The following is a 19,463-nucleotide window of genomic DNA, read 5'->3' on the forward strand; positions in this document are numbered from 1 at the left end:
AGAGCGACATGGAACTCTTTTCTGAGGGCGCAGGCGGCACCGGCTCCGGCCTGTGGCGCAACGCCCGCCTCCTGACGATGGTCGAAGGCGCGGAGCCGGTGGAACGGGGCGCGGTGGTGGTACGGGACGGGCGGATCGCCTATGCCGGGCCGGAGGCCGGGCTGCCGGATGGGTTGGAGGGTCTTGCCGTCACGGATTGCAGAGGGGCATGGATCCTGCCCTCCTTCGTGGATTGCCATACGCATCTGGTCTTTGCGGGCAACCGGGCGCGGGAGTTCGAGATGCGCCTGGCCGGGGCGAGCTACGAGGATATCGCGCGGGCAGGGGGCGGCATCCTCTCCTCCGTCACGGCGGTGAATGCGGCGGATGAAGATCGTATTCTCGCCGAAAGCCTTCCCCGGCTGGAGGCGATGCTGGCGGAGGGCACCTCCACTGTCGAGATCAAGTCCGGCTACGGGCTGAACATCGGTGCCGAACTGCGGATGCTGCGCGTGGCGCGTCGTCTCGGCCGGATGCGGAATGTGCGGGTGAAGACGACATGGCTCGCCGCCCATGCCGTGCCGCCCGATTACCGGGGCCGGAATGCCGACTACATCCGGGAGGTCGCCATCCCCGGGCTGGAGCAGGGGCATGAGGAGGGGCTGATCGACGCGGTCGATGGCTTCTGCGAGCGGATCGCCTTCACCACGGAGGAGCTTCGCCCGCTCTTTGACAGGGCGCAGGCGCTCGGCCTGCCGGTGAAGCTTCATGCGGAACAATTGTCGGATTCGGGTGGGAGTGCCTTCGCAGCCGGATATGGCGCGCTCTCCTGCGATCATCTGGAATATCTGGAGGCGACGGGTATTGCGGCCATGCAGGCGGCGGGGACGGTCGCGGTGCTGCTGCCCGGCGCCACCTATGCCATCCGGGAGGCGCAGATGCCACCTGTCGCGGCTCTGCGCGAGGCGGGCGTGCCCATCGCGCTGGCCACCGACTGCAACCCCGGAAGCTCGCCGCTCACCTCTCTGCTGCTGACGATGAACCTCGGCGCTACCCTGTTTCGACTGACGGTGGCCGAGTGTCTGGCCGGGGTCACTCGGGAAGGGGCGCGCGCGCTCGGTCTTCTGGCGGAGACGGGTACGCTGGAGGCGGGCAAGAGCGCCGACTTCACCCTATGGCAGATCGGCTCCCCTGCAGAGCTGGTCTACTGGCTGGGATTCAATCCCGCGCATCAGCGGGTCTATCGCGGATTTGCCGAATGACGATCATGCTGGTACCGGGGCAGGTGACGCTTGCCCAACTGGAACGCATCTACCGGGAGGGGGTGGCCGCGCGGCTGGACCCGGCGACCGCGCCGGGTATCGCGCGGGCCGCGGCGCGGATCGCGGCCATCGCCGCGGGGAACGAGGCCGTCTATGGCGTCAACACCGGTTTCGGCAAGCTCGCCTCCATCCGGATCGGTGCGGCGGATACGGCGACGCTTCAGCGCAACCTGATCCTGTCGCATTGCTGTGGCGTGGGCGAACCGCTGCCCGATGCGGTGGTGCGGCTGATCCTGGCGCTGAAGCTGGTATCGCTGGGGCGCGGCGCCTCCGGTGTGCGGCCGGAGGTGACCATGCTTCTGGAGGAGATGCTGGCGCGGGATGTCGTGCCGGTCATTCCGGGGCAAGGCTCGGTGGGTGCATCGGGCGACCTGGCCCCGCTCGCCCATATGGCGGCCGTGATGATGGGGGAGGGGGAGGCCGTCGTCGGCGGCACCCGCCTTCCGGGGCGGGAGGCGCTGGCCCGGGCGGGTCTGTCGCCGGTGGTTCTGGCCGCGAAGGAGGGCCTTGCGCTCATCAACGGCACGCAGGTGTCTACCGCGCTGGCGCTGGCGGGGCTGTTCGGGGCGCATCGCGCGGCGCAGGCGGCGCTGGTGACGGGCGCGCTTTCCACCGATGCGGCGATGGGGTCGTCCGCGCCGTTCCATCCGGAGATCCACCGCTTGCGCGGCCATCGCGGCCAGATCGACGCAGGCGCGGCGCTGGCGTCACTGCTGGCGGGATCTGAGATCCGCGAAAGCCATCTGGAGGGCGATACCCGGGTGCAGGATCCCTACTGCATCCGCTGCCAGCCGCAGGTGGATGGCGCGGCGCTCGACCTGATCCGGCAGGTGGGGCGGACGCTCGAAATCGAAGCGAATGCGGTGACGGACAATCCGCTGGTGCTGACCGATGACAGTGTGGTGTCGGGCGGGAATTTCCATGCGGAACCGGTGGCCTTTGCCGCAGACATCCTCGCGCTGGCCGTGTCGGAGATCGGGGCGATCGCCCAGCGGCGGATCGCGCTGCTGGTGGATCCGGCGCTGTCCTTCGGGCTGCCCGCGTTTCTCGCGGCCGAGCCGGGGCTGAACTCCGGGCTGATGATCGCGGAAGTCACCTCCGCCGCGTTGATGAGCGAAAACAAGCAGATGACGCACCCCGCATCCGTCGATTCCACGCCCACTTCGGCCAATCAGGAGGATCATGTCTCCATGGCCTGCCACGGCGCGCGGCGGCTTCTGCGGATGGTGGAGAACCTGAACGCCATTCTGGGCATCGAGGCGCTGACCGCCACACAGGGCATCGAATTCCGCGCGCCGCTGGCCACCAGCCCCGGCCTTGGCAGGGTGATGGCCGTGGTGCGCGGCACGGTGCCGACGCTGACGCAGGACCGCTACATGGCCCCCGATCTGGCGGCGGCGGCGGCGCTGGTGGCCAGCGGCGCGCTGACCGCGCCGGTCACCGACATGCTGCCCGGGCTGGGGGCGGGGCTGGAGGCGGGACCGGAGGGATGACGATGCAGGTATTCGAGATTTCCGAAGGCGATGGGCCTGTCATCCTCGGCCTGCCGCACACCGGCATCTGGCTGCCGGAGGACGTGGCGGCAAAGCTGAACGACCGGGGCCGGGGGCTGGACGATACGGACTGGCATATCGAGCGGCTCTACGCGGGGCTGCTGCCCGGTGTCACCACGGTCAGGGCGCTGTTCCACCGCTACGTGATCGACGCGAACCGCGATCCGTCGGGGGAGAGCCTGTATCCCGGCCAGAACACCACCGGCCTCGTGCCGCTCACCGATTTCGACGGCAACCCGATCTGGGCGGAGACGCCGGATGCGGCGGAGGTCGAGCGGCGGCGGCTGGCCTTTCATGCGCCCTATCACGCAGCACTTGCCGCGCAGGTGGAGCGGGTGCGGGCCAGGCACGGCGTGGCGATCCTCTATGACTGCCATTCGATTCGCAGCCACATTCCCTTCCTGTTCGAGGGCACACTGCCTGACTTCAACGTGGGCACGAACAACGGTGCGACCTGCGCGCCGCAGGTGGCGGAGGCCGTGACCGGCGTCACCACGGCGGCGGCGGGCTACACGCATGTGCTGAACGGCCGCTTCAAGGGTGGCTGGACGACGCGCCACTACGGGCGGCCCCGTGAGGGCATCCACGCGATACAGATGGAGCTTGCCCAGTCCACCCACCTCTCCGCCGAAGCCCATCCCTTCGCCTATGACGCGGCGAAGGCCGCGCGGCTCCGCCCGCATCTTTCCCGCATCCTCCACCACCTCGCCGCGCTTGCGCCCGAGCTTGCCCGCAAGGAGTAACGCCATGAACGCCGATCCCCGCCACAATCAGCGCGACATCCTTCCCCCCACGGGAACGGAGCTGAACGCGAAAAGCTGGCTCACCGAAGCGCCGCTGCGCATGTTGATGAACAACCTCCACCCCGATGTGGCGGAGCGGCCGCACGACCTCGTGGTCTATGGCGGCATCGGGCGGGCGGCGCGGACATGGGCCGATTTCGACCGGATCGTGGCGACGCTGAAGACGCTCGACGATGATGAGACGCTGCTCGTGCAATCCGGCAAGCCGGTGGGCGTGTTCCGCACCCACAAGGATGCGCCGCGCGTGCTGATCGCCAATTCCAACATCGTCCCGCATTGGGCGAACTGGCAGCATTTCAACGAACTCGATCGCAAGGGCCTGATGATGTACGGCCAGATGACGGCCGGGTCGTGGATCTACATCGGTGCGCAGGGCATCGTGCAGGGCACCTACGAGACCTTCGTGGAGCTGGGCCGTCAGCACTACAATGGCGATCTCAAGGGCAAATGGGTGTTGACCGGTGGTTTGGGCGGCATGGGCGGCGCGCAGCCGCTGGCCGCCGTGATGGCCGGGGCCTGCTGTCTGGCGGTCGAATGCGACGAAAGCCGCATAGATTTCCGCCTGCGCACCCGCTACGTCGACGAAAAGGCCCACACGCTGGACGAGGCGCTGGAAAAGATCGACCGCTGGACCAAGGCGGGGGAGGCAAAGTCCGTGGGCCTGCTGGGTAATGCGGCGGAGATCTTTCCCGAACTGCTGAAACGCGGCATCCGCCCCGATATCGTGACCGACCAGACCTCCGCCCATGATCCCGTGCACGGCTACCTGCCCGAAGGCTGGAGCGTCGCCGAATGGCGTGCGCAGCAGGAGAGCGACCCGGAGGCGGTGGATCGCGCCGCCCGCGCCTCCATGCGCCGGCATGTGGAGGCGATGGTGGGCTTCCACGACGCGGGCGTGCCCACGGTGGATTACGGCAACAACATCCGCCAGATGGCGCTGGAGGAGGGGTTCGAGCGGGCCTTTGCCTTCCCCGGCTTCGTCCCCGCCTGCATCCGGCCGCTGTTCTGCCGGGGGATCGGGCCGTTCCGCTGGGCGGCGCTCTCGGGCGATCCGGAGGACATCGCGAAAACCGACGCCAAGGTGAAGGAACTGATCCCCGACAACCCGCATCTGCACAACTGGCTGGACATGGCGGCGGAGCGGATCGCCTTTCAGGGCCTGCCTGCGCGGATCTGCTGGGTGGGGCTGGGCGACCGGCACCGGCTGGGCCTCGCTTTCAACGAGATGGTGGCCAAGGGTGAGCTGAAGGCCCCCGTGGTCATCGGGCGCGATCACCTCGATTCCGGCTCCGTCGCCAGCCCAAACCGGGAGACGGAAGCGATGCGCGACGGGTCCGACACCGTGTCGGACTGGCCGCTGCTGAACGCGCTGCTGAACACGGCCTCCGGCGCGACCTGGGTGTCGCTGCATCACGGCGGCGGCGTCGGCATGGGGTTCAGCCAGCATGCCGGGATGGTCATCTGCTGCGACGGGACGGAGGATGCCGCGCGCCGGATCGAACGAGTGCTGTGGAACGACCCGGCAACGGGTGTGATGCGCCACGCCGATGCGGGTTACGACATTGCCATCGACTGCGCGAAGGAACACGGGCTGCGCCTGCCCGGCATACTGGGGAACTGAGATGGACTATGCTCCCGGACGCGAAGCCTGCCCGCTGCCGTTCTCGCCTTTCAAGGCCTGTACAGTGCCGCGCCCTATCGGCTGGATCTCCACCGTCTCCCGATCCGGGGTGGCGAACCTCGCCCCCTACAGCCAGTGGCAGAACCTGACCTTCGACCCGCCGATGGTGATGTTCGCCGCCAACCAGTACTCCGATGGCCGCCGCAAGCATTCCGTAGTCAATGCCGAGGAGACCGGCTGGTTCGTGTGGAACATGGCGACGTGGGAACTGCGGGAGGCGGTGAACATCTCGGCCGCCGAATGGCCGGAGGGGGATGACGAGTTCCTCCGTGCCGGTGTCACCGCGGAACCCTGTGTAGAGGCCCCCGGTCCCCGTGTGGCGGAAAGCCCCGCGCATTTTGAATGCCGCTACCTTTCCACCCACCGCCTGCGCGGGAATTCGAACCACGGCTGGGTGGAGGTGGTCTATGGCGAGGTGATCCGCATCCACGTAAAGGACAGCGTCCTCACCCCGGAGGGAAAGCTCGACTATCCCCGCATCCGCCCCTTGGCCCGGATGGGCTACTACGACTACGCCGCCATCGGCGAGACCTTCGAGATGCGTGTGCCGGGAGCTTCGGGCGCGGCTGCCGCCGGGCTTGAGGGCAAGGCATGAAACATCTTCCCGCTGCGGGTTACCTGACCCAGCCGTGGAGGAACGGTGCCGGCGTCACGCAGGAGATCGCGCGCGCGCCGGACGCAGGGGAGTTCGACTGGCGGATCTCCATGGCGACGGTGTCGGAGGATGGCGCTTTCTCGACCTTTCCCGGTGTGGACAGGACGCTGACGGTGCTGACCGGCGCAGGGATCATGCTCGCCGTGGCAGGGCAGGAGGCGCGCCTGACACCCGGCGCGCCCTTTGCCTTCCCCGGCGACCTGCCCGCCGCCGCCCGCCTGATGGCGGGAGAGGTGACGGACCTGAACGTCATGACGCGCCGGGGAAGGCTCTCGCACGAGGTGACACGGCAGAGCGGCCCCGCCGTGATACCGGGTCCGCGCGAAAGTTCTGACCATGCCCCCCGCGCGGCACGAAGCGCTGGCGACCTGCCGGCGGGTGATCCCGGCAGTGTGCCGGGGGTGGACCACGTTCTTCTTTTTGCCCTGACCGCGTTCACCCTGAATGGGATTGACGTCGCCCGCTTCGACACGCTGATACCTGAAGGGGACGAGACGCTGCATCTGCCGGGCGGTGCGGAGGTTCTGCTCATCCGGCTGGAGACCCTGCCATGACCATCCTTTGGGCCGAAACTGCCTTGACGCCGGAGGGCTGGCGCGACGGTGTGCGGATCGAGATCGCGGCGGGCCGCATTCTCTCCGTCACCTGCGGGACGGAAGCGGAGGGCGAGCGTCATCCGATCCTGCTGCCCGCGCCGGTCAACCTGCATTCGCATGCGTTTCAGCGCGCGATGGCGGGCCTGACCGAACGGCGCGGCCCCGATCCGAAGGACAGCTTCTGGACGTGGCGGGGGCTCATGTACCGTTTCCTCGATCACCTGACGCCGGACGATGTCGAGGCTATCGCCGCGCTCGTCCAGGTGGAGATGCTGGAGGCAGGCTATGCCGCCGTGGCGGAGTTCCACTACCTTCACAATGCGCCCAACGGAGCCCCCTATGCCGATCCGGCAGAAATGTCGGCCCGGATCGTGACGGCCGCCGCCGATACCGGGATCGGGCTGACCCTGCTGCCGGTGTTCTACCAGTATGGCGGCTGCGACCGGCGCCCGCTGGGTCCGGGGCAGATGCGGTTCTTCAACACGCCCGACAGTTTCTCCGTGTTGCATGCCGCAGCCGCGCGGGCGGTGGCAACGCTCCCCGGCGACGCGCGCATCGGCATTGCGCCGCATTCGCTCCGCGCCGTGGATCCGGAAGGGTTGGCGGCGGTTCTGCCGCTCGTGCCCGACGGGCCGGTGCACATCCATGTGGCCGAGCAGGTGGCGGAGGTGGAGGAGGTTCTGGCCCATCGCGGTGCCCGCCCGGTGCGCTGGCTGCTCGACAATGCCGCTGTGGATGAGCGCTGGTGCCTGATCCATGCCACGCAGATGGAGCCGACGGAGACGGAGGCGATGGCCCGCTCCGGGGCGGTGGCGGGGCTTTGTCCGATCACGGAATCGAACCTTGGGGACGGGATCTTCGACGGGCGGCGGTTTCTGGAGGCGGGCGGCGCGTTCGGTGTCGGCTCGGACTCCAACGTCCGCATCGCGCTGGCGGAGGAACTTCGCACGCTGGAATATTCCCAGCGGCTGCGCGACCGCGCCCGCGCCGTTCTGGCGGAGCAGAAGCGCTCCACGGGCCGGGTGCTGTTCGAAGGCGCGGCCAAGGGCGGCGCGCAGGCGGCAGGTCGCGCCGCGGGAGGCATTGCGCCGGGTCTCTGGGCGGATCTGGTGGCGCTGGACGGCGGGGCCGTGGATCTGGAGGGTCGGCGGGGGGATGTGATCCTCGACAGCTACATCTTCGCGGGCGATGACAGGATGGTGAGCGATGTCTGGTCCGCCGGGCGCCATGTGGTCAGGGACGGGCGGCATGTTTCGCGGGACCGTATCGCCGCCCGCTACCGCGAAACGCTGGCCCGGCTGAGGGCTCGGCTCTGACTGTCGCGCAGATACGCGCCGCCTCGTCGTGGCAGGCGATCCGGGACGAGGTGCTGCGCCGCATCCGCGCCCGCGAATGGCCGCCCGGTGCCGCCATCCCGAACGAGGCCGATCTCGCCGTCGAGTTCGGCTGCGCCCGGGCGACGGTGAACCGCGCGCTCCGCGATCTCGCGGCGGCGGGTGTGCTGGAGCGCCGCCGCCGCGCGGGCACCCGCGTCGCCGCGGCGCCGGCGGGTCGGGCGCAGCTTGAGATCCCCGTCCTCCACCGCGATGTTGAGGAAAGCGGCGCGGCCTATGGCTATCGGCTGATCTCCCGCGCGACGGAGCCGCCGCCGCTGCCGCTGGCGCTGCGGCTGGGACTCGATCCGGCGCGCCCGCTCCTGCACCTTTGCTCCCTGCATCTTGCGGATGATGCACCGCATGTGTTCGAGGACCGCTGGATCAACCCTGCCGCCGTGCCGGAGATCCTCTCCGTCGATCTGGAGCGGGTCAGCGCCAATGAATGGCTCGTGGAAAATACCCCCTTCAGCGCCGGCGACATGCGTATCTCCGCCGAGGCGGCGGAGGCGGAGGTGGCGAGATATCTGGGCGCGGCAGCGGGCGCGGCGCTGCTTGTCGTTGAACGTTCCACCCGGCGGGACGCAGCCGTCATCACCCATGTCCGGCAGTTCTTCGCCCCCGGACACCGTATCGACCTCGCCCTCTCCACGGGCTAAAGCGCGGCAAGCAGCCTGCGCAGACGGTCGTCCTCATCGGCCAGCGCCGATGTCAGTTCTGCATGGGTCCGGTGCCAGACGGGAAGCGCCGCGAGCAGCTGCGCATGGCCCGCTTCGGTCAGCGCGAGCCGCCGCTGCCGCTTGTCCTTTGTGTCGGGTGTGCTGGTCGCCAGGCCGTCCCGCTCCAGCGGCTTCAATGCCGCGGTCAGTGTCGTGCGGTCCATGGCGAGGATCTCCGCCACCCGCCCCAGTATCGGCGGTTCCGGTTGGTTCAGTGCCATGAGCAGGGAGAACTGGCCATTGGACAGGCCGAAGGGCCGGAGCGCGTCGTCAAACCGCCGTGCAAGGCGGCGGGCCGCGCGCTGCACATGCAGGCAAAGGCAGGTATCATGGACGGCAAGCGTGGTCTCGAAGGGAACTTTCTTTGACATTGCCTATTTATGTTGATATCAACTTAATTAGTCAAGGAAGCGATTCTTCAGGGAGGAGAGTACAATGTCCTACGTCGAAGGTTTCATTCTGGCCGTCCCCGCCGACCGGCGGGAGGAATATCGCAAGCATGCGGAGCAAGCCGCGGTGATATTCCGCGAATTCGGTGCCACCCGTGTCGTGGAAGCCTGGGGCGACGACGTGAAGGAGGGCAAGTGGACCGACTTCCGCCGCGCCGTCAACGCGGAGAAGGGGGAGGAGGTCGTGCTAAGCTGGATGGAATTCCCCTCCCGCGCCGTCCGGGATTCCGTCTACGAGAAGATGATGTCCGATCCGCGCATGGAGGAGATGGGCAAGAGCATGCCCTTTGACGGCAAGCGCATGATATTCGGCGGGTTTGAGGTCATCATCGACGTCGTGGTCTGACCATGGCGAACCGTCATGGCGATCCGGTGTGGTATGAGTTGATGACCCGTGAGCCGGAGCGGGCAGGGGCCTTCTATGGGGCGCTGCTGGGCTGGACCATCCAGGACTCGGATGCCGGCCGACCCGGCTATCGCCTGCTGCTCACCGGGGACGAGATGTTGGGTGGCCTGTTTCCGGCGACGGCGGATATGCCCGTGGGCTGGATCTCCTACATTGCCGTCAGCGATGTGGATGCAGCGGCCGCAGCGACGAAGGAGGCCGGGGGCAAGCTGCTGGCCGGACCGATGGACAATCCTGCGGCAGGGCGTCTTGCCGTCCTCACAGACCCGCAGGGAGCGACCTTTGCTCTCATGTCCCTTCAGGACGGCTGGGAAAGCCGTGCCTTCCATGACAGTTCCGGCCATTGCCGCTGGAACGAGCTCACAACCTCGGATCAGGCGGCCGCGCTTGGCTTCTACGGGACACTGTTCGGCTGGACGGCGGGAGACGGCATGCCGATCTCTCCCGAACAGGGCGATTACCGCTTCATCCAGCAGGGAGAGACGGTGCTCGGCGCGGTGATGAACGGGGATGCCTCAGCCCCGCCGCCTGCATGGCTGTTCTACTTCGGCGTCGATGACGTGGCCGCGGCTACGGAACGCTTGACGCAGGCCGGGGGCAAGGTCCGGTACGGCCCGATGGAGGTGCCGGGCGGGGACTGGATCGTGGTTGCAAGCGATCCCGAAGGCGCGGCGTTCGGGCTCGTCGGCCCGAAGGGAGGGGCGTGATGGAAGTGGTGCAGACGCTGTGGTTTGCGGACGGCATGGATGAAGCGCTGGCGTTCTATACCTCGCTCATCCCCGACTCGGGCGTCGATACGCTATGGACCATGGCCGCCGACAGCCCCGCCGGGCCGCCGGGCAGCGTGCGTGTGGCGACCTTTCACCTGGGCGATCAGCGGTATCAGGCAATGGAGGCGGGGGATGGCGAGCCGTTCACCCCCGCCTTTTCGATCACGCTGCTCTGCGACGATCAGGCGGAGGTTGACGGGTTGTGGTCCGCCATCGCCGATGGCGGCGGAACGCCGGTCGCATGCGGGTGGATCCGGGACCGCTGGGGGCTTTCCTGGCAGATCGTGCCCCGCCGCTTGACCGAACTGATGGCTCAACCCGACAAGGAAGCCGCAAGACGCGTGGCGGAAGCGATGATGCGGATGGTGAAGCTCGATATCGCTTCGCTGGAGGCCGCATCGAAGGGGTGAGACCCGCTCCGACGAATGCGTGCTTTCCGCCGCGTATCGCCTCCCGCGGTCGGATGAATCCACGCCACCGCATTGACAGACCGGACGCCGCGATATAAGCCGCCGCGTCCGGCCCCCTCAGGGGCGCGGAATCATTGGTGTTGGTGGACCCCGCGAGGGGAATCCTGTCGCCCGCAAGGGAAAGGACAACGCCCTTCACGGCCTTCGGGCCATATCGAAGGAGATCAGCGGTGACCAAACGCACCTCTGCCAAGTACAAGATCGACCGCCGCATGGGCGAAAACATCTGGGGCCGTCCGAAGTCCCCGGTGAACAAGCGTGAATACGGCCCCGGCCAACACGGCCAGCGTCGCAAGAACAAGCTCTCCGACTTCGGTACGCAGCTGCGCGCCAAGCAGAAGCTGAAGGGCTACTACGGCGACCTGACCGAGAAACAGTTCCGTCGCATCTATGCGGAAGCCGAGCGCGTCCGTGGCGATACCGGCGAAAACCTGGTTGGCCTGCTGGAGCGTCGTCTCGACGCTGTCGTGTATCGCGCGAAGTTCGTTCCGACCGTGTTCGCCGCCCGTCAGTTCGTCAACCACGGCCATGTGACCGTGAACGGCCAGCGGGTGAACATCGCCTCCTACCGTGTGAAGGAAGGCGACGTGATCGCGGTTCGCGACAAGTCCAAACAACTCGCCATCGTTCTGGAAGCCGTCCAGCTGACCGAACGTGACGTGCCGGACTACCTCGAAGTCGACCACTCCAAACTGACCGCGACCTTCGTGCGCACGCCCCAGCTGGGCGATGTGCCGTACCCGGTCCGTATGGAGCCGAACCTCGTCGTCGAATTCTACGCGAAGAACTGAGTTCTTCCGTATCTTGTGCTTTGTGAAGGGCTGCGCCTCCCCGGCGCGGCCCTTTGCTTTTGGGAATTCGTTGTAGGCAGGCCCGGTGGGAGAGGCTCATCGCGGAAAGAGCGCAGGACGGCTCTGCATCGTGAGGCTTTTTCGCAATCCGCAGCAATCCGCCCTGCCGGGTTCTCCCGGCGGCTCTCCTGCCGTCAGAGCGGAAGCTCGCGCGATGCATGGGGTGTGAGGCTGCCCCCTCCCGGACGGATGCGTCGCAGGTCAGTCGCCCATCGCCGCGCGCCAGTGGCGGCGGCAGAGGGAGACGTAACTCTCATTGCCGCCGATCTGCACCTGCGAACCTTCGCGCGCCGCCGCCCCATCCGGGCCGAGCCGCACCACCATCGTCGCCTTGCGCCCGCAGTGACAGACGGTGCGGACCTCCCGTATCTCGTCCGCCAGTGCCAGAAGCGCTGCGGAACCGGGAAAAAGATCGCCCCTGAAATCGGTGCGGAGGCCGTAGCACATCACGGGAATGTCCAGATCGTCCACCGCGCGGGCGAGCTGCCACGCCTGCTGCGCGGTCAGGAACTGCGCTTCATCGACAAAGACGCAGGCGAGGGGCGCCCGCTCCGCGATCCTGTGGAAAAGATCGTCCTCCGGCACGAAACATTCGGCGGCGGAGGAGATACCGATGCGGGACGCGATCCGCCCCGGGCCGGCCCTGTCATCGACGGCGGAAGTGAGGAGCAATACCTCCATCCCCCGCTCGCGGTAATTGTGCGCGGCTTGCAGCAGCGCGGTCGACTTGCCCGCGTTCATGGTCGAGTAGTGGAGAAAGAGCTTTGCCATGCAAACTTACAGCGAATTTATGAGGTGCGGATCGCCTGACTGATCGCCTTGCATAACGGGGACGCCATCTCCACACTCCCGGTCGGCGGCATATCCATATGCAGAAATGCCATCCCTGCGGCGGCAGTCGCTCCCGCCGGAGCGCAAAGGGGAGCCTCGCGGCAGGAAATCACGGCGCAAGGGGTGGGTCCGCCGCCGCCTGGCAGCGAAGCCATGATGTCAAGGCGGGGCGCGAAACCGGTTGCGCCTCTGCGCGGCGCGGGGACCTTGGTCCTGCTGCGCCGCGCGCGGCGAGGATCATGCCCCCGCGGTGGCGCGCTGTTCCCGCTTCGGGCGGCGCGAGGGACGCCGTGCCGGACGGCCGTTGCCGTTGCTGGGGGTGTTACGCCCCGGCCCCCCGCGGCGGTCACCGCCCTGCGGCCTGCCCTGTGCCCGCTTCTGCGGCTCGCCCACGGGCGGTTCGCCGCCTGCAACCGGAATGGCGATCTTCATCACCTTTTCGATCGCGCGCAGTTCCGAGATCTCGGCGGGAGCACAGAAAGCCACGGCCCGCCCGTCCGCCCCGGCCCGCGCCGTGCGGCCGATGCGGTGGACATAGTTCTCCGGCACGTTCGGCATGTCGTAGTTGTAGACGTGACGTACACCCGGAATGTCGATGCCCCGCGCCGCGACATCCGTGGCGACCAGCACCTTCAGCTCGCCATCGCGGAAGGCTTTCAGCGTGCGCTCCCGATGGTTCTGGCTTTTGTTGCCGTGGATGGATCCGGCCGCATAGCCGGAAGCGTCGAGATGCTTCATCAGCTTTTCCGCGCCATGCTTGGTACGCGAAAAGACCAGAGCCATTTCACCCGGATGGGTGTCGAGCTGCGATTTCAGCAGCGTCGCCTTGTCGCCCTGATTCACGAAGTAGACCGACTGGTCGATCTTGTCCGCGGCCTTGCCGGGGGGCGAAACCTCCACCCGGACCGGATCACGCAGGTAGGTCTGTGCCAGTTCTTCCATCTGCTTCGGCATGGTGGCCGAGAACAGCAGCGTCTGGCGCCGCACGGGCAGATGCCGGGCGATCTTGCGCAGCGCATGGATGAAGCCGAGGTCCAGCATCTGGTCCGCCTCGTCCAGCACGAGATAGCCCGTCTGCTCCAGCGTCAGCGCCTCCCGCTCCAGCAGGTCGATCAGGCGGCCGGGCGTGGCCACGAGGATATCCGTCCCGCGGCGCAGCCGAGTGGCCTGCGCATGGAGCGAGGAACCGCCCATGATGCGCTGCACCCGGATGGGCGAGGTGCCGGCGTAGAGTTCAAGGTTCTCCGCGATCTGGTTCACAAGCTCCCGCGTGGGGGCGAGGATCAGTGCGCGCACCGTCATGGGCGCGGGCGGTTTGCCCATGTTCAGCAGCCGGTGCAGGATCGGCAGGCCGAAGGCTGCCGTCTTGCCGGTGCCGGTCTGGGCCAGGCCCATCACGTCGCGGCCCTGCATGGCATGGGGAATGGCCCCGGACTGAATCGGGGTGGGTTGGGTAAGCCCCTGCTTGGCAAGGGTGGTGAGCAGCCTCTTGTCGAGGCCGAGAGTATCGAACTGTGTCATCTGTGCCTTTCGGGGCAACGGGCGCGGACGCGCGTCATCGGTCAGGCCCCCGCGGGGAGCGCGGAGGGCCGGGTGGCAAGAGTGGCGTCCGAGGCCTCACCCTCCGGCGGATACCGGCGGGCCGTCTGGACGCGGCGCCCCTGCGTGATATGGGAACCGGGAAATTCTCATCCGTCCGGGCGGCGCTTTGGCCGGGCCTGCTCACGCGGCAGCGGAACGGATCGCCGGAAGATGGTCCAAAGCGGCCCGAAAGTCAAGCCACATCCCCATGGAATGACGGTGGGGCAGGGCCTGCCGCAGCGTCCCGTCTGTGGTATGTATCCGAAAAACCGGCGTTTTCCCCCATGCTCCGATTCGCTGCCGTTCTTGTCCTGCTGTTGCTGTCGCTTCCTGCCCATGCCGCCTTGCGCACCTGCGAGACGCGGGTGAACGGGGAGCCTGTGGCGCTGACCTTCGATGATGAGGAGGATGTCTGGTCCTCCTACCGGGAGGGCTGGTTCGCCAAGGGGGCGACCTGTCCCGGCCTCATCGTGCTCCGCCAACTCACCCCCGACCTCGACGACACGCAAAGGGGCGTGTTCTGCGCCGTCTGGGATTCGGAGGCGGAGCAATACACGGGCTTCGCCACCGGCGCGCGGGATGGATATGGGCGCTGCAGGAAGCCGGGCCTGATCTGCCGGGGGGTGAAGGCGACGGCAGGGGAAGTCATGGCGGTCTCCGGTCTGGGCATCCGGGTGGAGGAACCCGCTGCGCCTGAGCAATCGCCCCCGGGTCTGCTCGGCGCGCTGGCGCAGCAGGCGGGCGCAGTGGTGCTGTCGGGCACGGCCGCCCATGTCGCCAGCGCGCTTCAGGGCGCCGGCGCGGCACTGGCTGCGACTGTCGGCGGTCCGGTGGCGCTTGCCGGCGCCGCGGTGACCGTCGTGGCGGTAGGCGGCGCGCTATATATGTGCAGCGGTTGATTTCGGCGCATCGCCTTTGCGCCTTGGTCCTGCCCGGCCAGCCGACGGGGGTGTCGCCGGTTCGGATCGGATGCCCCGCGCGGTCCCGCTTCCGGTCAAGTTGTCCGCAGACGTTGAAACACGCGCGTCCCGGGCCTAGGAACAGGAAGCCATCCCGGAGACTGACATGACCGTGATTACCTCAATCGACGACCTGAAGCGGCTCTACAAGCGGCGCACACCCAAGATGTTCTACGATTACGCGGAATCGGGAAGCTGGACCGAGCAGACCTTCCGCGAGAACTCTTCCGACTTCGCCGATATCCGCCTGCGCCAGAAGGTCGCCGTGAACATGGAGGGGCGGACGACCGCCTCCGAGATGCTGGGCCAGCCGGTTGCCATGCCGGTGGCGCTGGCGCCCGTCGGGCTGACGGGAATGCAGCGCGCGGACGGGGAGATCAAGGCCGCACGGGCGGCAGAGACCTTCGGCGTGCCCTTCACCCTCTCCACTATGTCGATCTGCTCCATCGAAGATGTCGCCGCCCATACGGTGAAACCCTTCTGGTTTCAGCTCTACGTCATGCGGGACACCGAGTTTCTGGAGGGTCTGATCGAGCGGGCAAAGCGGGCGAATTGCTCGGCTCTGGTGATTACGCTGGATCTGCAGATCCTCGGCCAGCGGCACAGGGATCTGAAGAACGGCCTGTCCGCGCCGCCGAAGATGACCCCCGCCAATATCCTGAACCTTGCCACGAAAGTGCAGTGGGGGATGGAGATGCTGCAGACCAAACGGCGCACCTTCGGCAATATCGTGGGACATGCGAAGAACGTGAGCGATGTGTCCTCCCTGTCCTCCTGGACGGCGGAGCAGTTCGATCCAAAGCTCGACTGGGAGAAGATTCAGCGGATCCGCGATCTCTGGGGCGGCAAGATCATCCTGAAGGGCGTCCTGGACGAGGAGGATGCGAAGCGGGCCGCCGATTTCGGGGCCGACGGGATCATCGTGTCCAACCACGGCGGGCGGCAGCTCGACGGCGCGTTGTCCTCCATCCGGCGGCTGCCGCCGATCCTTCGGGCGGTGGGCGACCGGACGGAGGTGTATATGGATGGGGGCGTGCGCTCGGGGCAGGATGTGCTGAAGGCCGTGGCGCTCGGTGCGAAGGGCGTGTTCATCGGGCGGGCCTTCGTCTATGGCCTCGGCGCGATGGGGGAGCAGGGGGTCAAGACCGCGCTCGACGTCATCCACCGGGAGCTCGACGTTTCCATGGCGCTCTGCGGCGAGCGGGATGTGAAGAACCTCGGGCGCCATAATCTCTATGTGCCTGCGAATTTCGAAGGGGAATGGGCCTGACGGGGGCGATTGTGCTTGTCTCAAAGGCCCGCGCCGTGTAGAGGCGCCACCTTGGACCGTCCATGCACCCTTGGAGGATGGGCGGCCGCATTTAACCAATGGAGTATCCTATGGCTGGTGAGATCCCGAATCTTCAGGCCGAGGTGCGGACGGGGACAGGCAAGGGGGCCGCTCGTCAAGCTCGTCGTGAGGGCAACGTACCCGGTATCGTTTATGGCGACGGCAAAGAGCCGCTCGCGCTGAACCTCAACTACAACTACCTGCTGAAGCAGCTGAAAGCTGGGCGCTTCATGTCCACGCTGTTCAACCTGAAGGTCGAAGGTCAGGACGACGTGCGCGTCATCTGCCGCGGCGTTCAGCGCGACGTGGTGAAGGACCTGCCGACGCATGTCGATTTCATGCGCCTGCACCGCAACAGCCGCATCAACCTGTTCATCCACGTGAACTTCGAGAATCACGAAGCGTCCCCGGGCCTCAAGCGCGGCGGCACGCTGGTCATCGTGCGTCCCGAGGTGGAACTCGAAGTCACCGCGGGTGATATTCCCGATCACATCACCGTGGACCTGACCGGGAGCAACATCGGCGACGTGATCCACATCAACGACATCCCGCTCCCCGCCGGCGTGAAGCCGACGATCGACCGGAATTTCGTGGTGGCGAACATCTCCGCTCCGTCGGGCCTGCGTTCGGAAGAGAATGAGGAGGCTGCTGCGGAAGAGGCGTGAGCCTTTGCGTGCAGCGGTCCGCAAGGGCCGAATATTCGGAAAGGGGCATCGGGAAACCGGTGCCCTTTTTCTTTGGCCTGGCTTGCCTTGCCGCGCTGGCGGGCTGATTGCCAACCCTGGATCGCCTCGACCGACCGGTCTTTCGGCAGGGCCTGAAATTGCGCCTGAAATTGCGAACAACGGTCCAGCACGCGTCGCCAGCGCCGCCGCGCGGGGGAAGGCGCGGGCTCAGGCGGGCGCCGCCCGCCCTTCTCCCGCGCCTCGTGGAGCGGTGCTCCACGGGTCCGGCGTTACCGCTGGTGAGCGCCTCACCCCGCCAGCACGGAGGTGAAGGTCTCGAGTTCCGGCCGGCCGAGATAGATATCCGCATGCCCGCCAGCGCCCGCATGGGCATGGCGGAACTGCTCCGAGCGGGTCCAGTTCTGAAAAGCCTCCTCCGAGTCCCAGCTGGTATGGGAGGCATAGAGCGTGTGATCCTCCTTCGACGGACCCCGCATCAGGTGAAAGGCGATGAAACCCGGCACTTCCTTCAGGCGGCTGTCGCGGCTTCTCCAGATTTCCTCAAACACCGCTTCGGAGCCGGGCTTGATGCGAAAGCGATTCATCGTCAGGTACATGTGTCGTCAGATCCTCGTGCTGTGGAGCCGCGGGGCTGGCGGGCGCGTTGCGCTGGCGGGGCGGCGCGGCTAAGGTGAAGGCCAGCCGGAGGATACGCCAGTGAAACTTTTCGTGGGTCTCGGAAATCCCGGATCGCGTTACGCCGGAAACCGTCACAACATCGGCTTCATGGCGGTGGACCGGATTGCCGCCAGCCATGGTTTCGCTCCGTGGCGGCAGAAATTTCAGGGCCAGGTCACCGAAGGGCGGCTGAGCAATGAAAAGGTCGTGCTGCTGAAGCCGGAGACGTTCATGAACCTTTCCGGCCAATCGGTGGGGGAGGCCATGCGCTTTTACAAGCTGACGCCGCAGGAGATCGTCGTGTTCCACGACGAACTCGACCTGCCGCCCGGCAAGGTTCGGATGAAGGCGGGCGGCGGACATGCCGGCCATAACGGGCTGCGCTCCATGCACCAGCATATCGGGGAGTCTTATGCGCGCGTCCGGCTTGGCATCGGTCATCCGGGCGACAAGGAGAGGGTCGCGGGCTACGTGCTGTCCGATTTCGCCAAGGCCGATGCGCCGTGGCTGGAGGAGGTGTTGACCGGGGTGGAACGCGGCGCGCCTGACTTGGCGGAGGGGAACTCCTCCCGATTCATGACGGCGCTCTCGCCCAATCCGGCGCCCAAGCCGGCACCTGCACCGCAAACCGCGCAGCCTGAGCCGGCGCGCCCTGCGGCACAGCAGCCTCCCGCCAGCCCCTTCGAGCGTCTGCGGCGCCTTCTGCCGGGGTCGCGCTGATGGCGGATACCGGGCGGCTGCCGTCGGTAAACGTGCTGGGCGAAGCACTGGAGACCTGTTCCACGCGCCCGATGACAGGCTTCTGGAGGAATGGCTGCTGCGATACGGGACCGGCAGATGGCGGGCGTCATTCCGTCTGTGCGGTGATGACGGCCGAGTTTCTGGCGCTCTCGAAGTATCTCGGGAATGACCTTTCCACGCCTCGGCCGGAATATGGGTTTCCTGGCCTCCAGCCGGGAGACAACTGGTGCCTTTGTGCCGGCCGGTTCCTGCAGGCTTGGGAGGAGGGCGCCGCGCCGCGCATCCGCCTTGCCGCCTGCCACGCGGCGACGCTGGAGGTGGTGCCCCTCGAAATCCTCATGGAATGCGCCACGGAATGACGTCTTTCTCCTTTACCGTCGCGATCGACGGGCCCGCGGCTGCCGGCAAGGGCACCATCTCCCGTGCGGTTGCGTCGCATTTCGGCCTCGCACATCTGGATACCGGGCTGCTCTACCGCGCCGTCGGGCGGCGGTTGCTGGCCGGAGAGGATGCGGTTGCCGCTGCGGAGGCGCTGGGGCCGGATGATCTGGAAGGCGATCTTCGCCGGCCAGAGATCGCCGATGCAGCCAGCCGCGTTGCCGCGATCCCGGAGGTGCGCGCGGCGCTGGTCGCCTTTCAGCGTCGCTTCGCGCGGCGGGACGGAGGTGCCGTGCTGGACGGGCGCGACATCGGAACGATGATCTGCCCCGATGCGGAAGTGAAGCTCTACGTCACCGCCGCGCCGGAGGTTCGGGCGCGGCGGCGGCAGGCGGAGGAGGGGCGCGACTACGAGGATGTGCTGGCCGATGTGCTTGCGCGCGACCGGCGCGACAGTGAGCGGGCGACCGCTCCGCTCAGGCCCGCGGAAGATGCCGTCTTGCTCGATACCTCGGAACTCGCTATAGACGCGGCCGTCAGCCGGGCAATTGCGGCAATCGAGTCGAAGTGGAAAGGGCGGGAGTAATCTTTCGCCCCATTCTTGCATAAGATGCCATGTCCTACCACCTGACGCCACACAAAGACCGGCGGAGCCAACCGCCAGGCCCGTATA

At 67.1% G+C, this 19,463-nt stretch carries 22 protein-coding genes; 18 read left to right on the forward strand and 4 right to left on the reverse strand.

Annotated features, from left to right (window positions below):
* Positions 1 to 8: 8 nt before the first annotated feature.
* From hutI to CN97_RS03830, 8 genes are read left to right on the forward strand one after another with little or no spacing between them, the layout of a single operon-like run.
* Positions 9 to 1,241, forward strand: coding sequence for an imidazolonepropionase (hutI, locus tag CN97_RS03795; protein WP_035707433.1), 1,233 nt, complete (start codon positions 9 to 11; stop codon positions 1,239 to 1,241).
* Entirely contained in the window at positions 1,238 to 2,794 is a 1,557-nt protein-coding gene (hutH, locus tag CN97_RS03800; protein ID WP_035707436.1) for a histidine ammonia-lyase, read from the forward strand. Before hutI ends, hutH begins: the two co-directional genes overlap by 4 nt.
* 2 nt (positions 2,795 to 2,796) lie before the next feature.
* Positions 2,797 to 3,597, forward strand: a complete 801-nt coding sequence (gene hutG, locus CN97_RS03805) for an N-formylglutamate deformylase (protein ID WP_035707438.1) — start codon at positions 2,797 to 2,799, stop codon at positions 3,595 to 3,597.
* A gap of 4 nt (positions 3,598 to 3,601) precedes the next feature.
* Positions 3,602 to 5,278 (forward strand): urocanate hydratase, encoded by a 1,677-nt coding sequence (gene hutU / locus CN97_RS03810; RefSeq protein WP_035707441.1) that lies wholly within the window; start codon positions 3,602 to 3,604, stop codon positions 5,276 to 5,278.
* Between the two features lies 1 nt (position 5,279).
* Complete coding sequence (locus tag CN97_RS03815) at positions 5,280 to 5,933, forward strand: flavin reductase family protein (protein WP_035707444.1); 654 nt, start codon at positions 5,280 to 5,282, stop codon at positions 5,931 to 5,933.
* Complete coding sequence (locus CN97_RS03820) at positions 5,930 to 6,547, forward strand: HutD/Ves family protein (protein ID WP_035707447.1); 618 nt, start codon at positions 5,930 to 5,932, stop codon at positions 6,545 to 6,547. The genes CN97_RS03815 and CN97_RS03820 overlap by 4 nt, the downstream gene beginning before the upstream one ends.
* The gene (locus tag CN97_RS03825; RefSeq protein ID WP_035707449.1) at positions 6,544 to 7,905 is read left to right on the forward strand and encodes a formimidoylglutamate deiminase; all 1,362 of its coding nucleotides are present in this window, start codon (positions 6,544 to 6,546) and stop codon (positions 7,903 to 7,905) included. The genes CN97_RS03820 and CN97_RS03825 overlap by 4 nt, the downstream gene beginning before the upstream one ends.
* Positions 7,906 to 7,943: 38 nt before the next feature.
* Entirely contained in the window at positions 7,944 to 8,621 is a 678-nt protein-coding gene (locus CN97_RS03830; RefSeq protein ID WP_088217020.1) for a UTRA domain-containing protein, read from the forward strand.
* On the opposite strand, the gene CN97_RS03835 is transcribed toward CN97_RS03830, so the two are convergent.
* Entirely contained in the window at positions 8,618 to 9,052 is a 435-nt protein-coding gene (locus CN97_RS03835) for a MarR family winged helix-turn-helix transcriptional regulator (protein ID WP_035707455.1), read from the reverse strand. The genes CN97_RS03830 and CN97_RS03835 overlap by 4 nt on opposite strands.
* A gap of 64 nt (positions 9,053 to 9,116) precedes the next feature.
* On the opposite strand from CN97_RS03835, the gene CN97_RS03840 reads away from it, so the two are divergent.
* The 4 genes from CN97_RS03840 to rpsD all read left to right on the forward strand — a co-directional run bounded on the left by CN97_RS03840 (position 9,117) and on the right by rpsD (position 11,567).
* Positions 9,117 to 9,476: a DUF1428 domain-containing protein gene (locus CN97_RS03840; protein ID WP_035707458.1), complete on the forward strand. Its 360-nt coding sequence runs from the start codon at positions 9,117 to 9,119 to the stop codon at positions 9,474 to 9,476.
* A gap of 2 nt (positions 9,477 to 9,478) precedes the next feature.
* Positions 9,479 to 10,243 (forward strand): VOC family protein, encoded by a 765-nt coding sequence (locus CN97_RS03845; protein WP_035707460.1) that lies wholly within the window; start codon positions 9,479 to 9,481, stop codon positions 10,241 to 10,243.
* The gene (locus CN97_RS03850; RefSeq protein WP_084683978.1) at positions 10,243 to 10,716 is read left to right on the forward strand and encodes a VOC family protein; all 474 of its coding nucleotides are present in this window, start codon (positions 10,243 to 10,245) and stop codon (positions 10,714 to 10,716) included. Before CN97_RS03845 ends, CN97_RS03850 begins: the two co-directional genes overlap by 1 nt.
* Positions 10,717 to 10,946: 230 nt before the next feature.
* Positions 10,947 to 11,567, forward strand: a complete 621-nt coding sequence (gene rpsD / locus CN97_RS03855) for a 30S ribosomal protein S4 (RefSeq protein WP_035707465.1) — start codon at positions 10,947 to 10,949, stop codon at positions 11,565 to 11,567.
* A 261-nt stretch (positions 11,568 to 11,828) separates the two neighbouring features.
* Here rpsD and CN97_RS03860 read toward each other — a convergent pair whose 3' ends face one another.
* Complete coding sequence (locus tag CN97_RS03860) at positions 11,829 to 12,398, reverse strand: thymidine kinase (protein WP_035707467.1); 570 nt, start codon at positions 12,396 to 12,398, stop codon at positions 11,829 to 11,831.
* Between the two features lie 297 nt (positions 12,399 to 12,695).
* On the reverse strand, positions 12,696 to 13,979 hold the full coding sequence (locus CN97_RS03865) for a DEAD/DEAH box helicase (protein WP_035707470.1): 1,284 nt from the start codon (positions 13,977 to 13,979) through the stop codon (positions 12,696 to 12,698).
* 344 nt (positions 13,980 to 14,323) lie between these two features.
* Here CN97_RS03865 and CN97_RS03870 point away from each other — a divergent pair, with 344 nt between their 5' ends.
* From CN97_RS03870 to CN97_RS03880, 3 genes are all read left to right on the forward strand, one after another.
* Positions 14,324 to 14,938: a hypothetical protein gene (locus tag CN97_RS03870; RefSeq protein ID WP_035707473.1), complete on the forward strand. Its 615-nt coding sequence runs from the start codon at positions 14,324 to 14,326 to the stop codon at positions 14,936 to 14,938.
* Between the two features lie 166 nt (positions 14,939 to 15,104).
* Positions 15,105 to 16,268: an alpha-hydroxy acid oxidase gene (locus tag CN97_RS03875; RefSeq protein ID WP_035707477.1), complete on the forward strand. Its 1,164-nt coding sequence runs from the start codon at positions 15,105 to 15,107 to the stop codon at positions 16,266 to 16,268.
* 110 nt (positions 16,269 to 16,378) lie between these two features.
* The gene (locus CN97_RS03880) at positions 16,379 to 16,993 is read left to right on the forward strand and encodes a 50S ribosomal protein L25/general stress protein Ctc (RefSeq protein WP_035707479.1); all 615 of its coding nucleotides are present in this window, start codon (positions 16,379 to 16,381) and stop codon (positions 16,991 to 16,993) included.
* Positions 16,994 to 17,301: 308 nt separating this feature from the next.
* Here the strand turns inward: CN97_RS03880 and CN97_RS03885 are convergent, their stop codons facing one another.
* Positions 17,302 to 17,610, reverse strand: a complete 309-nt coding sequence (locus tag CN97_RS03885) for an antibiotic biosynthesis monooxygenase family protein (RefSeq protein WP_035707482.1) — start codon at positions 17,608 to 17,610, stop codon at positions 17,302 to 17,304.
* A 100-nt stretch (positions 17,611 to 17,710) separates the two neighbouring features.
* Between CN97_RS03885 and pth the strand changes: the two genes are divergently transcribed.
* The 3 genes from pth to CN97_RS03900 are packed head-to-tail and all read left to right on the forward strand — an operon-like array spanning position 17,711 to position 19,376.
* Positions 17,711 to 18,391: an aminoacyl-tRNA hydrolase gene (pth, locus tag CN97_RS03890; protein WP_035707485.1), complete on the forward strand. Its 681-nt coding sequence runs from the start codon at positions 17,711 to 17,713 to the stop codon at positions 18,389 to 18,391.
* Positions 18,391 to 18,771 (forward strand): DUF2237 family protein, encoded by a 381-nt coding sequence (locus CN97_RS03895; protein ID WP_035707490.1) that lies wholly within the window; start codon positions 18,391 to 18,393, stop codon positions 18,769 to 18,771. Before pth ends, CN97_RS03895 begins: the two co-directional genes overlap by 1 nt.
* Positions 18,768 to 19,376, forward strand: coding sequence for a (d)CMP kinase (locus tag CN97_RS03900; protein WP_035707493.1), 609 nt, complete (start codon positions 18,768 to 18,770; stop codon positions 19,374 to 19,376). Before CN97_RS03895 ends, CN97_RS03900 begins: the two co-directional genes overlap by 4 nt.
* Positions 19,377 to 19,463: the final 87 nt, after the last annotated feature.

It is taken from the genome of Haematobacter massiliensis (assembly GCF_000740795.1).
GTDB classification, from domain to species: domain Bacteria; phylum Pseudomonadota; class Alphaproteobacteria; order Rhodobacterales; family Rhodobacteraceae; genus Haematobacter; species Haematobacter massiliensis.